Source organism: Rhizobium sp. WYCCWR 11152 (assembly GCF_013087615.1).
Classification (GTDB): Bacteria; Pseudomonadota; Alphaproteobacteria; order Rhizobiales; family Rhizobiaceae; genus Rhizobium; species Rhizobium indicum.
On sequence record NZ_JABFCP010000009.1, the window covers coordinates 528606 to 542862 of the forward strand.

At 62.9% G+C, this 14257-nt stretch carries 13 protein-coding genes; 6 read left to right on the forward strand and 7 right to left on the reverse strand.

What is annotated here, in order from left to right; translation table 11 throughout:
* Positions 1-94: 94 nt before the first annotated feature.
* Positions 95-787 (reverse strand): YafY family protein, encoded by a 693-nt coding sequence (locus G9X67_RS17815; protein WP_138387750.1) that lies wholly within the window; start codon positions 785-787, stop codon positions 95-97.
* A 127-nt stretch (positions 788-914) separates the two neighbouring features.
* Here G9X67_RS17815 and G9X67_RS17820 point away from each other — a divergent pair, with 127 nt between their 5' ends.
* The 3 genes from G9X67_RS17820 to G9X67_RS17830 all read left to right on the forward strand — a co-directional run bounded on the left by G9X67_RS17820 (position 915) and on the right by G9X67_RS17830 (position 3290).
* Entirely contained in the window at positions 915-1550 is a 636-nt protein-coding gene (locus G9X67_RS17820; RefSeq protein WP_138387749.1) for a LysE family translocator, read from the forward strand.
* Positions 1551-1741: 191 nt separating this feature from the next.
* Positions 1742-2182, forward strand: a complete 441-nt coding sequence (locus G9X67_RS17825) for a cytochrome c (RefSeq protein WP_138387748.1) — start codon at positions 1742-1744, stop codon at positions 2180-2182.
* A 193-nt stretch (positions 2183-2375) separates the two neighbouring features.
* The gene (locus G9X67_RS17830; RefSeq protein ID WP_138387747.1) at positions 2376-3290 is read left to right on the forward strand and encodes a cytochrome c; all 915 of its coding nucleotides are present in this window, start codon (positions 2376-2378) and stop codon (positions 3288-3290) included.
* Positions 3291-3325: 35 nt separating this feature from the next.
* Here G9X67_RS17830 and modA read toward each other — a convergent pair whose 3' ends face one another.
* On the reverse strand, positions 3326-4018 hold the full coding sequence (gene modA / locus G9X67_RS17835; RefSeq protein ID WP_138387746.1) for a molybdate ABC transporter substrate-binding protein: 693 nt from the start codon (positions 4016-4018) through the stop codon (positions 3326-3328).
* Positions 4019-4162: 144 nt separating this feature from the next.
* Positions 4163-4657: a GNAT family N-acetyltransferase gene (locus G9X67_RS17840; RefSeq protein ID WP_012756624.1), complete on the reverse strand. Its 495-nt coding sequence runs from the start codon at positions 4655-4657 to the stop codon at positions 4163-4165.
* A 269-nt stretch (positions 4658-4926) separates the two neighbouring features.
* Here G9X67_RS17840 and dmeR point away from each other — a divergent pair, with 269 nt between their 5' ends.
* The 3 genes from dmeR (at position 4927) to bla (ending at position 7369) form a co-directional block, all read left to right on the forward strand.
* Positions 4927-5199, forward strand: a complete 273-nt coding sequence (dmeR, locus tag G9X67_RS17845; protein WP_138387745.1) for a Ni(II)/Co(II)-sensing transcriptional repressor DmeR — start codon at positions 4927-4929, stop codon at positions 5197-5199.
* A 107-nt stretch (positions 5200-5306) separates the two neighbouring features.
* A complete protein-coding gene (gene dmeF / locus G9X67_RS17850) occupies positions 5307-6326 on the forward strand; it encodes a CDF family Co(II)/Ni(II) efflux transporter DmeF (RefSeq protein ID WP_138387744.1) in 1020 nt (339 codons plus the stop codon).
* Between the two features lie 125 nt (positions 6327-6451).
* Positions 6452-7369 carry a class A beta-lactamase gene (bla, locus tag G9X67_RS17855; protein WP_138387743.1) on the forward strand — a complete coding sequence of 306 codons (918 nt, stop codon included), beginning with the start codon at positions 6452-6454 and terminating at the stop codon, positions 7367-7369.
* 340 nt (positions 7370-7709) lie between these two features.
* Here bla and G9X67_RS17860 read toward each other — a convergent pair whose 3' ends face one another.
* From G9X67_RS17860 to G9X67_RS17875, 4 genes are all read right to left on the reverse strand, one after another.
* Positions 7710-8174: a hypothetical protein gene (locus tag G9X67_RS17860; protein WP_138387742.1), complete on the reverse strand. Its 465-nt coding sequence runs from the start codon at positions 8172-8174 to the stop codon at positions 7710-7712.
* Positions 8175-8245: 71 nt separating this feature from the next.
* Entirely contained in the window at positions 8246-10585 is a 2340-nt protein-coding gene (locus tag G9X67_RS17865; RefSeq protein WP_138387741.1) for a glucose/quinate/shikimate family membrane-bound PQQ-dependent dehydrogenase, read from the reverse strand.
* A 219-nt stretch (positions 10586-10804) separates the two neighbouring features.
* The gene (locus tag G9X67_RS17870; RefSeq protein WP_171599336.1) at positions 10805-12523 is read right to left on the reverse strand and encodes an ABC transporter ATP-binding protein; all 1719 of its coding nucleotides are present in this window, start codon (positions 12521-12523) and stop codon (positions 10805-10807) included.
* A gap of 155 nt (positions 12524-12678) precedes the next feature.
* Positions 12679-14181, reverse strand: a complete 1503-nt coding sequence (locus G9X67_RS17875) for a protein adenylyltransferase SelO (RefSeq protein ID WP_171599337.1) — start codon at positions 14179-14181, stop codon at positions 12679-12681.
* Positions 14182-14257 lie beyond the last annotated feature (76 nt).

The window sequence follows — 14257 nt, forward strand, 5'->3', positions numbered from 1 at the left end:
AGGTGTCCAAGATCGTGGCGTTGAATCTCGGGAAAGAGGCCTTCTGGTGTCAAAGGTGACATTGACGCCCTGCTCGTACCTCAAACGCCACGCATCAGGCAGGCACAGCCTTCTCCGTCCACCCACTCGTCCACAATTCCCGCAGCCTATCGCCGTCGCCCTTGAAGAAATCTTCGCTCGTCGCGCAGCGCTCCACCCGGTCGCTGCGGAAATTGCGGATCGCCTGGCGCAGCTCGCACCAGGCGACGATATTGGCGGTCTGTGAATAATAGATCAGCGCGACCGGCCGGATTGTTCGCTCGCTGGCGCGGCCGAACTCGTCGCGGTACCCGAGCATCAGCTTGCGTTCGTCGCGGATCGCGCGGCGCACGATCGCAAGGTCGAAGCCTGCCGGCTGCGCGATCGAGCCCCAGGCGTAAAGCGCCTTGTTGTCCATCGCCTGGCGCAGCGGCGCCGGCACGGCGCCTGATATCTTCCGGTTGACCCGGCGCGCAGCCTGCTTCAGCTCCTCGTCCGCCGTCCGTTCAAGCAGCGCCAGCGACAGCACGATCGCCTCCATCTCCTCGATCGAGAACATCAGCGGCGGCAGGTCGAAGCCCGGCCGCATGATGTAGCCGATGCCGCGCCCGCCCTCGATCGGCACCCGCATCGCCTGAAGGGCGGCGATGTCGCGATAGATCGAGCGCACGGTTACCTCAAGCGTCTCCGCCATCGTCGCCGCCGTCATCGGTTTTCTTGCCAGCCTGAGGATCTGAATGATCTCGAAAAGCCGCGAGGCCTTGCGCATTTACCTCTCCCATCCGCCACGCTCCTGACAATACACTGTCAGTTGGGTTCCCGTATAGAGCCGCCTATCGGATTGAAATCAATCAGGGTCTTTCAAAACGGCCCGCAGACTGAAGGCGGTAACTGACATGAACTACCATGAAAACCTCTGGCTCTTCTTCACCCTTCTCTTCGGCATCATCATCGTACCGGGCATGGACATGCTCTTCGTGCTCGCCAATTCGCTGACCGGCGGCGTCAAGCGCGGGCTGGCGGCGACCGGCGGCATCATGGCCGGCGGCGCCGTGCATTCGGCCTATGGCGCAGCCGGCGTCGGCGTGCTCGTCACCATGCTGCCGCAGCTTTTCAACGTGCTGCTCTTTGCCGGCGTCGGCTACATGATCTGGATCGGAATTTCGCTGATCCGCAGTTCGATCACCGTCGAGGCGGTCGGCCCGGGAACGGCACGCTCCGGCTGGCGCGCCTTCCGCCAGGGCGCCGTCACCTGTCTGGTCAATCCGAAGGCCTATATCTTCATGTTTGCCGTCTATCCGCAGTTCCTCAGGCCGGAATATGGCCCGATCTGGATGCAGGGGCTGATCATGGGCGCCATGACCGTCATCACCCAGTTCGCCATCTACGGCACGCTGGCGATGACGGCCGGCCGCAGCCGCGACCTGCTCGTCGCCAACCCTGATGTCACGGCCTTTGTCGGCCGCTTCGCCGGACTGCTGCTGGTCGCGGTCTCGGCTTTCAGCCTCTGGCAGGGGTGGAAAAGCGCTTGAGCGCCACTGCATGTCGCCCGGAAGTGCGCGGCGGTTCCGGGATAACGACACGCATAAAAGCAGAGAACTGCCTATCACATTGTTTTTATGATGATCCGGCAAAACGTGACTGACCGGATGCATGGATTTTGTCATGCTGCCGGTGCAGATTGGCCATCGGCCATCTTGGCCGAGGAAAAAGGGAGAGCAATATGAATTGGAAAGCAGCAGCTGCGGCCGTTGCCATGGCCGGCATAGCCTTCGGTTCGGTGACCGCAGCAGACGGCACCCATGATTCGCGCGTTGCGTTGATGAAGCAGGTCGGCGGTTCGGCCGGGGCCTTGGCAGCCATCGCCAAGGGCACCAAGCCCTATGACGCCGAAGCGGTGAAGGCGGCGCTGACGACGATCGCCGCAACGGCCAAGGTTTTCCCCGACCAGTTCAAGCCGGGCACGGAGACGGGCGACGAGGGCGCGAGCCCGAAGATCTGGGAAAACATGGACGACTTCAAAGCCCGCGCCGCCAAGCTCTCCACTGACGCCGAAACCGCGCTGGCCCAACTTCCGGCCGATCCTGCGGCCGTCGGTGCCACGATGAACACGCTCGGCGCCAATTGCGCCGGCTGTCACAAGGCCTATCGCCTCAGCAAGTGAGCGATAGGCCATTTCGTCTGGAGCAATTCCAGCAAAAGTGTGCAGCGGTTTTGCGTCCGGAATTGCGTAAAGCAAAAGAGAGTACTGGATCCGCGCCGGCCTTGCCGCCTGCGCGGATCGCCTTATTCTCCGCCTGCGCGGACCGGTCGCGGGGTCCATCGCAAGGAAATGTTGACAACAGGGGAGGCGGCGCATGGTCCGCAGGTTCATCCGGTTACTGCTCTGTCTGATCGGCATCGCCGTCCTCGGCGGGGGCGCCTTCTATCTCGTCACCGCACCCGATCCGCTGCCGGAGAGCCATTGGGCGGGCCTCGGCGCGCCGGATCCGGCAAATGGTCAGATGGTTTTCTGGGCGGGCGGCTGCGTCAGTTGTCATGCCGCACCCGGTTCCGAAGGCGATGCAAAGCTGACGCTTGCAGGCGGCCTGGCGTTGAAGAGCCCTTTCGGGACCTTTCACGTGCCGAACATCTCACCCGATGAAAAGGCCGGCATCGGCGGCTGGACACTTGCTGAGTTCGGCAACGCGATGAAGCGCGGCGTCGGCCCGGGCGGGCAGCATCTCTATCCGTCTTTTCCCTATGGCTCTTATTCCCGCATGAGCGACAAGGACGTCAACGATCTCTATGGCTTCCTGAAAACCCTGCCGAAGAGCGCAAACGTCGCGCCGCCGCACGAACTGCCGTTCCCCTTCAACATCCGGCTGGCGCTCGGCGGCTGGAAATTCCTCTATCTGAACGACCAGCCGCGCGTCGCCCTGGCAAAGAGCGACGACAAGATCAAGCGCGGGCAATATCTCGTCGAAGGCCCCGGCCATTGCGGCGAATGCCATACGCCGCGTGATGCGCTCGGCGGCTTCAAGGCCGATATGTGGCTTGCCGGCGCGCCCAATCCGGAAGGCAAGGGCCGCATACCCAATATCACCCCGGCCTCCGAGAGCATCGGCGGCTGGAGCGAGGCCGATATCGCCAGCTACCTCGAAACCGGCTTCACCCCCGATTTCGATTCCGTCGGCGGCTCGATGGTCGATGTGCAGCAGAACATCGCCCATCTGCCGGCCTCCGACCGTGAGGCGATCGCCGCCTATCTGAAGGCCGTGCCGGGTCGTTAGCGATGGCGGGAGCCGATCGTTTATCAAAGCGCGCTCTAGTGGCGCTCGACGCCCTTTGCCGCCAGAATGTCGTCAACGGCTGTCGACGTCAGAAATTCCGACAGCTGCTTGGCAGCTTCTGCATTCGTTGAATCGGCGCTGATGCCGATGGCGAAGTCGATGTAACTTTGAAGTTCTGCCGGAAACCGACCGACAAGCATGACCTCGGGAGCGGCGGCGAGAATCGACGTCACGGGAACGACCCCGAGCTCGGCTTCCCCACGGCCGACGGCCGGTGCCGTCTGCCCTCCTGATATGGCCACCAGCTTGGGCTTGACCTCATCGGCTATTCCCAAGCGTTCCAGCAAACCGGAGAAGTAGCCGCCGCTGGTTCCTTCACTGGCGTAGGCGATGGATCTGGCGCTCTTCAACGCATGCGCAAATGCTTCCACGGACCCGATGTCGAGTGATCGGCTGCCTGCCTTGGCCGCCACCCCCATCGCTATCCGGCCGAACGCGACCTGGCTTCCCGCCTTGATTTTTCCCAAGGCGGTCAGATCCTGAACCAGGTTCGGATTGGTGATGACGAGGTCAAAAGCTTCCCCCGCTTCGATCTGCTTCTTTACAGCGGGATTAAGCGCCCACTGGGCCGCAACCGTGAATCCCGTGGCCGTTTCGAACTGGGATAGGAGAGGAAGAATGGCGGGCCGGACCGCAATAGCACCAAAAAGCCGGATTTGCTGATTCATGGGCTAACCTGCAAACGGTTGAAACGACCTTCCTTGCGATTCCCAGTGACCCGATGGCATCCATCGTGTCGGTTGCCGAAACAAACCGACACTCAATGGATCATACAAGAGTCATACCGGGAATGCACTTATCGAACGCCCTTCTCAAGCGATCGACTGCATGTAGCGCATGCCGGTCACCGGACGCGGGGTGAAATCCAGCTGTTCGTAGAAGCGGTGCGCCAGCACGTTTCCGGTGGCGGCGCTGACGGAGAGGTAACCACAGCCGGCATTGCGGGCGGTCTCGCGCGCCCGGTCGACGAGCAGCTGGCCGGTGCCGTGGCCGCGATGGCCGTCGCGCACGAAGAGATGGTGCAGGTCCATGCCGCGCTTGCCTTCCTGCGCCCTGTAGAGCGGCACGAGAATGGCGTAGCCGATCAGCCCTTCGCTGGTCTCGGCGACGAGCGCATTGATCCAGGGCAGGGGCCCGAAGAGGTCGCGCTCCAGCTGCTCCGGCGTAGTGGCAGCCGCATCGCCGTGATGGGCGGCAAGCAGGGCGATCATCTCGCCGAGTTCGGGCAGGTCGCGCGGCTTGGCGGCGCGGATCGTCACCACCGATGGGCGCATCAGTGAAATTTCGCTGTCTTCGATTTCGGTCATGGTCTTCGCGTCCTTTGATAGTCTGCCGTCAGGACGCTGCCGATACAACAAAGCCGCCTGACGGCGGCTTGTTGACAATATGATCTTGTCCGGCCGCCCTTTACAGGTACAGCCAAAAATACGAGCGGCTCTGGTGCGCGTTCTTGATCATGGATCATAGATCGTCGGAAACGCGGGCTTTGTCAATGGCGGATCGGAGCCCATCAGAGGCATTGAGCTCTGGCCTCACCCTTGATAGTATACCCCCCTATGCTATATGAGAGCCCATCGTGTCCCACACCACCCTGCAGAAAAAGAAGCTCGTCGCCCGCATCAGCCGCTTGAAGGGGCAGATGGAGGCGGTCGAGCGCGCGCTCGAGGCCGAGCGCCCCTGCGGCGAGATCCTGCAGCTACTCGCCTCGATCCGCGGCGCCCTGACCGGGCTGACCGGCGAGGTGCTCGACGATCACCTGCGCGAGCATGTGCTGAATGCCGCCGACGATGTGGCGAGGGCCGAGGCGGTCGAGGAAATATCGGAAGTCTTGAGAACCTATATGCGCTAGAGCAATTCAGGAAAAGTGTGAAGCGGTTTTCCCCGGCAAAGCGCGAAGCGATTTTGCCGAGAATTGCGTAAAAACAAAAGCTTATAGCGGTGACGAAGGAGCCTGTAATGCGTGCCGGAATCGACAAAGCTGGAATTGATGCGCTGGAACACGATCACGTCTTCCTCGGCACTGACCATGCGCGCAACGAGCGGCGCATCTGGCTGGTCATCGCGCTGACGGCGGTGATGATGGTGGCGGAAATCGCCGCCGGCACCGTCTACGGCTCGATGGCGCTCGTCGCCGATGGCTGGCACATGTCGACCCATGCCAGCGCGCTGCTGATTTCAGCGCTCGCCTATCTCTTTGCCCGGCGGCAGGCGCGCAATCCGCGTTTCACCTTCGGCACCGGCAAGCTCGGCGATCTCGCCGGTTTCGCCAGCGCCATCGTCCTCGCGCTGATCGCCTTGCTGATGGCCTGGGAAAGCCTGCTGCGTCTTGCAAATCCGGTGCCGATCGGCTTTGCCCAGGCAATCGCCGTGGCGGTCATCGGTCTTGCCGTCAATCTGATAAGCGCCTGGCTGCTTGCCGGCGGCGGCCATGTCGCGCATGGCGATCATGCGCACCATCACCATGGCCATCATCACGGGCATGGCAATCATGCCCATGCCCATCACGGTCATGCGCATCATGGACATGGCAACCATGCCCATCACGCAAAGACCGGCGACAACAATATCCGCGCCGCTTATCTGCATGTCATCGCCGATGCCCTGACGTCCGTGCTCGCCATCGCGGCGCTGACGCTCGGCAGTCTTTACGGCTGGCTCTGGCTCGATCCCCTGATGGGCATCGTCGGCGGGCTGGTGATCGCCAATTGGTCCTGGAGCCTGATGAAATCTTCGGGCGGCGTCCTTCTCGACGTCGTTCCCGAAGGCGAGACGCTGCCGGCGGAAATCCGCGGCGCCATCGAGACAGAGGACGACCGGATCACCGATCTGCATGTTTGGCAGGTCGGCCCCGGCCATCATGCCGCAATCGTCGCCGTCCTCACCTCGCAGCCGCGCGATCCGGCTTTCTACAAGGGCAGGCTCTCGGCGCTGGAGGAACTGTCGCATGTGACGGTCGAGGTCACACGCGCCGCATGATCGGGGCGGGCGGGGACGCTCGACGGACGACAAGATCGCTCGACGGACGATTAACATCGCCGTGGGGACGACAAGTCGCCGCAATCGCTGCTTAGCTCTGTCCTCCTGATTCGCCGGAGGATTTCATGGATCTCAGTCTGACTCGCCGCATGCTGATAGGCTCGGCGTTGTGCCTGCCTGCGATGGGCTTACCCGCGCTGGCGATTCCCGCTAATGCCGAGGAGGGCGCCAAGGAGAGTGCCGAGGAGGGCGACGACAACATCGACCGCCGCCTTGCTGCGCTGGAAAAACGCACCGGCGGCCGCCTCGGCGTCTCGGTGCTCGACACCCAGACGAGCATCTCTTTCGGCTATCGCGGCAGCGAGGCCTTTCCGATGTGCAGTACCTTCAAGGCGCTGGCCGCCGCTTTCGTGCTTGCCCGCGCCGACAAGGGTGAGGAGAACCTCGACAGGCGGGTGAGCTACGGCAAGGACAAGCTCGTCGACTATTCGCCGATCAGCGAAAAACACGCCGGAACCGGTGGCATGACCCTCGCCGAACTCTGCGAGGCGGCGGTGACCGTCAGCGACAACACTGCCGGCAATCTGCTGCTCGAAAGTTTCGGCGGTCCGGCCGGGCTGACCGATTGGCTGCGCTCGATCGGTGACGGCACGACGCGTCTCGACCGCACCGAGCCGACGTTGAACGAGGGCAGGAAGGGCGATCCGCGCGACACGACGACACCGGACGCGATGCTCGACACGCTCGGCAACCTGACGCTCGGCTCGGTCCTGGCCGAGGCCTCCTCAGACAGGCTGATCGCCTGGCTGGTGGCGAGCACGACGGGCAAGGAGCGGCTCAGGGCCGGCCTGCCCGCGCATTGGAAGGTCGGCGACAAGACCGGCACCGGCCCGAATGGATCACTCGGGGATATCGCGGTGATCTGGCCGCCGGATCGCGGCCCAATCGTCGCCGCCGTCTATATCAGCGAGGCGACCGTGCCGGTAAAGGAACTCAACCCGGTCTTTGCCGAAGTCGGCCGCATGATCGTCGAGATGGTGTGAATCATGAAAGATACAGAAGCATGGTTCCCAGGAGTTACGTAAAAACAAAGAGATAGAGCATCTGTTTGATGCACGAGCAGGAGTTCACTGTCACGCGATACCCGCCGTGGAGTTCGGCGAGACCAGCCCCTCATCCGGCTGCCGCCACCTTCTCCCCGCTTGCCGGGAGAAGGTGATATGCCGCACCCTCTCGGTCCACCAACCTCTCGCAGGGCACGTCCCCTCTCCCCGTCAGAACGGGGAGAGGGTTAGGGTGACGGGCAGCCATCGGCGCCAACCGACAGCCGTGGACGGAGCCCGAAAAGCACTGCAGTTCGAAAACGCGCAGATTTTCCAGCGCTCAAGCAGCCGGAACGTCGTCCGCTGTCTCGGTGCCGTCATCCTCGATGCCGGCCATCTCGCGCTTGATCTGGTCGGCGACTTCCTTCTCGATTGCGGCGCGCTGGTCGGCCGGCATGGCGGCCAGGTCGGCCTCGGTCAGATCGTGCTGCTCGAGATAACGCGCCCGGATATATTCCGCCGGCGTCATGTTGCCCCATTTGGAGAATTCGTCGACCAGGGAATCATGCGCAGCACTCGCCGCCACTTCTTCGTCGGAGGGCGGGTTGATAAAAGGGCCTTCACTGCTTTGAAGAGCCCAGATCGTATTGGCGATCGAAGGCGGCGTGCTGCTGGGTTCGAGACCGGGCGCGGCACTGGGCGCCGTTTTGGTGAAGTCCGCCGTCTGCTGATTCTTGGATTTGGCCGGCTGATCGAAAAGGCCGCCGATGCCGTAATAGTTGCGAATATTGCTAGAGATTTCCATAAAAACTCTCCCCGAAAACCGGGGAGAGAATGAAGCGGTAAACCTGCGCAGAGCTTGCGGGAAGCTTTGCGTCACGGCAACGTATAGGCGATCACATAATCGCCGGGCTTGGTGCCGACCGAGCCGTGGCCGCCGGCGACCATGACAACATATTGCTTGTTATCATCGGTCGTATAGGTCATCGGCGTCGCCTGGCCGCCGGCGGGAAGCCGCGCCTGCCAGAGCTCTTGGCCATTCGTCACGTCATAGGCGCGCAGGTAGTTGTCGACCGCGGCGCCGAGGAAGGCGACGCCGCCCTTGGTCAGCATCGGCCCGCCGATGCCGGGCACGCCGACCTTGAAGGACAGGGGCAATGGCGTCATGTCGCGCACGGTGCCGTTCTTGTGCATATAGGCGATCTTGCCGGTACGCAGGTCGACGCCGGCGACATAGCCCCAGGGCGGCGCCTGGCAGGGGATTTTGAGCAGCCCGAGGAAGGGACCCATGAAGACGCCGTAGGGCGCGCCGTCATTGCGGTTCAGCCCCTGTTCGCTGCCCTTCTCGTCCTGGCCTCTCGGCGGAATATCGGCGGACGGCACCAGACGCGAGGTGAAGGCGAGATAGGTCGGCATGCCGAACATAATCTGCCGCTCCGGATCGACCGCCACCGAGCCCCAGTTGAAGGTGCCGAAATTGCCGGGATAGACGATCGTGCCTTTAAGCGAAGGCGGCGTATAGCGGCCCTCATAGTGGTAGCGGTGGAAGTCGATGCGGCAGGCCATCTGATCGAATAGCGACACGCCCCACATGTCCTTTTCTTGGAGAGGCTCCGGCGAGAAGGTGAGGTCCGAGATCGGCTGTGTCGGCGAGGTATGATCGCCCGAGACCGCGCCGCCTGGCGCCGGGATTTCCTTGACCGGTATGATCGGCTCGCCGCTGCGCCGGTCGAGCACATAGATATCGCCCTGCTTGGTCGGGCCGACCAGGGCCGGAACCACGGTGCCGTCCTGCTTCGTCAGGTCGATCAGCGCCGGCTGGGCCGGCACGTCCATGTCCCAGAGATCGTGATGCACCGTCTGGCGCACCCAGCGCAGCTGGCCGGTGGCGATATCGAGCGCGACGATCGAAGAGGAGAATTTCTCGACATTGTCGCTGCGGCCGATGCCGAGCTGGTCGGGCACCTGATTGCCGAGCGGGATGTAGACCATGCCGAGCGCCTCGTCGACGCTGAAGACCGACCAGCTGTTCGGCGAGTTGGTCGTATAGGTCTGGCCCTCGGAGATCGGCGTCGTCACGTCGGGATTGCCGGAATCCCAGTTCCAGACCAGGGCGCCGGTGTTGATGTCGAAGGCGCGGATGACGCCGGATTGTTCCTCAGTCGAATAATTGTCGTTCACCGCCCCGCCGACGATGATCTTGCCCGCCACCGCGACCGGCGGCGAAGTGGAATAATAATAGCCGGCCGGATTATAGCGCATGCCGGCTTCGAGATGCAGCACGCCCTGGTCGGCAAAGCTGGTGCAGACCTTCCCGTCCGCAGCATCGAGCGCGATCAGCCGGGCGTCGGAGGTCGGCAGGTAGACGCGCTCGGCGCAGGGCTGGCCGGCGGCAACGGCAGGATCGGCATAATAGGTGACGCCGCGGCAGGTCTGATGCTGCCGGTCGGGGTTCATGCCGGAGTTGGCGTCGTATTTCCATTTCTCCTTGCCGGTCTTGGCGTCGAGCGCGATCGCCCAGTTATGCGGCGTGCAGAGATAGAGCGTGTCCTTCACCTTGAGCGGCGTCACCTGATAGGTCGTCTCGCCGACATCGTCCGGCCGCTTGACGTCGCCGGTCTGGTATCGCCACGCTTCCTTGAGGGTGGAGACGTTCTCGGCGGTGATCTGGTCGAGTGGCGAATAGCGCTGGCCGAAGGGTGTGCGGCCATACTGATGCCATTCGCCATTCGGCACGCTGCCGCCAAAGGCGGGATTGGCGGCGACCGCATCCTTAGGCAGCTCGCCGGCAAGATCATGCGGGTCAGTCGTCATCGAATAAAGGGCGACGAGGATGGCGAGGATGACAGGCACGGCGAGCGGCCAGGGGTTCGCGGCGTAGGTGATGCCCGTCGGGCTGCGCAGGCCGAGCGGCCGGCGGATCCATGGCGTCAGCAGCCAGAGCCCGAGCAGGATGATCATGCCGCCGCGCGGGCCGAGCTGCCACCAGTCGAAGCCGACCTCCCAGATCGCCCAGGCAAGTGCTGCGACGACCAGCACCGCATAGACCCAGAGCGCCACCGCCTTGCGCATCAGCAGCAGCCCGGCGGTAATCAGGAACATCAGCCCGGCGAACAGATAGAAGACGCTGCCGCCGAGCGTAACGAGCCAGAGCCCGCCGCCGCCGAGAGTGAGCCCGATGATGATGAAGAAGATGGAGGTGACGATGATCGCCATAAGGCTGTCTCCCGCTGAGGTTAGCCGGGGTGAAGGATCGGCGGAAAAGCCCCGCCGATCAGCCAGATAGCGCGAAGGAGATGCCTTTCAACGGCCACAATTGCCGCAGGGGTTACAGCGCCGCGCGTCGTTTAAGACGCGCAAAGGACGCTGTAACACTTTGAATGCTGCATAATTTCATCCTTAAATCGATTCCGATTTAGGGAATTATGCAGTCGGTCAGGATGCACCGAACTGGGCTTGATGTAGCCTGGCATAGCCGCCTTCGCGCGCCAGCAGTTGGCTGTGCGTGCCCTGTTCGACGATGCCCGATGTTCCCACCACGACGATGCGGTCGGCATTGCGGATGGTGGCGAGCCGATGGGCGACGACCAGCGTGGTGCGTCCCTTGGACAGTGCCGACAGCGACTGCTGGATGGCATATTCGGTCGCCGAATCAAGCGCCGACGTGGCTTCGTCGAGGATGAGGATCGGTGGATTTTTCAGGAAGATGCGGGCGATCGCCAGGCGCTGCTTCTGCCCGCCGGAAAGCTTGACGCCGCGTTCGCCGACGACGGTGTCGAGCCCGTTCGGCAGGGACAGCACGTATTCATCGAGGGCGGCGCGCCGCAATGCGTCGATAATCGCCTCGTCGTCGGCGCCGAGCCGGCCATAGGCGATATTGTCGCGGATGGTGCCGCCGAACAGGAATACGTCCTGAGCGACGATGCCGATCTGCGAACGCAGCGACTTCTGCGTCATGTCGCGGATGTCGATGCCGTCGATCAGGATCGAGCCGGAATCCACCTCGTAAAAGCGCGGCAGCAGCGAGCAGATCGTCGTCTTGCCGGCGCCGGACGGGCCGACGAAGGCGATCGTCTCGCCGGCCGCGATCGAAAGATCGAGCCCATCGAGCACCTTGCCATCACCGGTATAGCCGAAGCTCACATTCCTGTAGACGATGTTGCCGGCAAGGTGGTCGACGCTGATCGCATTCGGCCGGTCGGCGATATCGGGAGCGGTGTCGATCAGCTGCGTGAAGCGCTTGAAGCCGGCGATGCCCTTCGGATAACTCTCCAGCACCGAGGTGATCTTGTCGATCGGCCGGAAGAACACGTTGACGAGCAGCAGGAAGCCGACGAAGCCGCCATAGCTGAGTTCGCCCGATATCACGAACCAGGTTCCTGATATCATGACCACCAGCTGCACGAAGCGCGTGCTGAAATAGCTGAGCGTGATGCTGGCGGTCATATAGGCATAGGCGTTGAGTTTGGTCGCCCTGTAGCCCTCGTTGTTGCGGGCAAACAGATCGCGTTCGTGATCCTCGTTGGCGAAAGCCTTGACGACGCGGATGCCGCCGACGCTCTCATGCACGCGTGTATTGAACTCGCCGACCTGCCGGAACAGGTCTCGCCAGTTGAGCGTCATCTTGGCGCCATAGCGGCTGACCAGCCAGGTCATGAACGGCACGATGGCCGTTGTCAGCAGCGCCAGCTTCCAGTGCACGGTAAACATCAGGATGAAGGCGCCGATGAAGGTCATGATCGCGATGAAAAGGTCTTCGGGACCGTGATGGGCGACTTCGCCGACTTCTTCGAGATCCTTGGTCACATGGGTGATCAGGTGGCCGGTCTTGTTGTTGTCGAAATAGCGGAAGGACAGCTTCTGGATATGGTCGAATGCTTGCCGGCGCATATCGGTCTCGATGCCGATTCCGAGCGCATGGCCCCAATAATTGACCACCGCCATCAGCGCCGTGTTGAACAGGTAGATGACCAGCAGCAGCCCGGCCGTCGCCGCAATCAGCCACCAGTCCCTCTGCGGCAGCAGGGTGTCGACGAAGAGCTTGACGGCGATGGGAAAGCCGAGCTCGAGCAGCCCGGCAACGACCGCGCAGCCGAAATCGAGAAAGAACAATTGCTTGTAGGGAGTGTAGTAGCGAAAGAATCTGAGCAGCATGGACGGCCCCACGGGAAATGCAGAAGGAGGCGCCGCTCCTCGTCAAGAACGCTGTAGCGGCGGCGATCCTGCAAGGACAGCCCTATTCGCCGCAGGGCGGATGGAAGCGGATCGCTGTGGCGCAACTGCCGCAGCGAAAACGCTCAAAGCGCCTGTCACGTTCCGCAGAAGGTCGCAAGCACCCGTTCGCTGGGCTTCGGCGGTTCCCTATAGGCGGCAAAGCCCGGCTGGTCGTCATAGGGTTTCGAAAGCACGCTCAGCAGCGCCTCGAACAGCGAGAAATCGCCATTCTCGACGGCGGCCTCGATCGCCTGTTCGACGCGGTGATTGCGCGGAATGAAGGCCGGATTGACGCGGCGCATGGCAATGGCGCGCTCACTGGCCGTCTGCGGATCGCGTGAGAGCCGCTCGCGCCACTGCGTAAGCCACGCGCCGCAGGCTTCCGGCTCGCGGAAACTCGCCGCAAATTCAGGCTCTGCGGCGCCATCGCCGGCAAGATCCGACAGCCGCCGGAAGGTCAGGGTGAAATCGGCACCCTGCGCCTGCATCAGCGACAGCAGCGCCTGCACCAGATCGAGATCGCCGTCCTCTTCGCCGGCAAGGCCGATCTTTTCGAGCATGCCGGCCAGCCAATGCGCCTGAAACCGTTCGCCGTAACTCTTTATAACGACATTGGCCTTGTCGACCGCGCTGTCGGGTTCGGCGTCGATCAGCGGCAGCAGCGTTTCGCCGAGCCTTGCGAGGTTCCATTGGCCGATGCCGGGCTGGTTGGCATAGGCGTAACGGCCGTGCTGGTCGATCGACGAAAAGACGGTCGCCGGATCATAGGTATCCATGAAGGCGCAGGGGCCGAAGTCGATCGTCTCGCCGGAGACGGTCATATTGTCCGTGTTCATCACGCCATGGATGAAGCCGACATGCAGCCAGCGGGCAATCAGCGCCGCCTGGGGTTCGCAGACCGCTTCGAACAGTGCGAGATACGGGTTCTCGGCCTCTTTCAGCGCGGGATAATGCCGGTCGATCACATAATCGGCCAGTGCCCGCACGCCGTCGGTGTCGCCCCTGGCCGCGAAATACTGGAAGGTGCCGACGCGGATATGGCTGGCCGCGACGCGGGTGAAGACCGCACCCGGCAGCACCTCTTCGCGGTAGACCGGCTCGCCTGTCGTCACCGCCGCCAGCGCCCGCGTGGCCGGAATGCCGAGCGCAAACATCGCCTCGCTGATGATATATTCGCGCAAGACCGGCCCGATTGCCGCCCGCCCATCGCCGCGGCGCGAAAAAGGCGTTGGTCCGGCGCCCTTCAGCTGGATGTCGTAGCGCTTGCCGCTGCGGTCGACCACTTCGCCGAGCAGGATCGCCCGCCCGTCACCGAGCTGCGGCGAGAAGCCGCCGAACTGATGTCCGGCATAGGCCATCGCCAGCGGTTCAGCCCCTTCGGGAACGAGATTGCCGGAAAAGATCGCCGCGCCATCGCGGCGCAAGGCCTCGACGTCGAGCCCGAGTTCGGCGGCGAGCGCCTCGTTGAGCTTGATCAGCCAGGGCTCCGCCACCGCGGTCGGCGCTTGCGCCGCAAAGAAGTGCGGCGGCAAACCGACGTAGCTGTTGTCGAACGGAAAGGCCGCACCGGGCCGGTTTTTCTGCAGGGCGGAGGTCATGGTTCATAGGTAGGGCCGGGGTGCCTGCGGCGCAAGCCGGACCTTCACGAAGATCGAGCCGATGCAAGGAATCGTG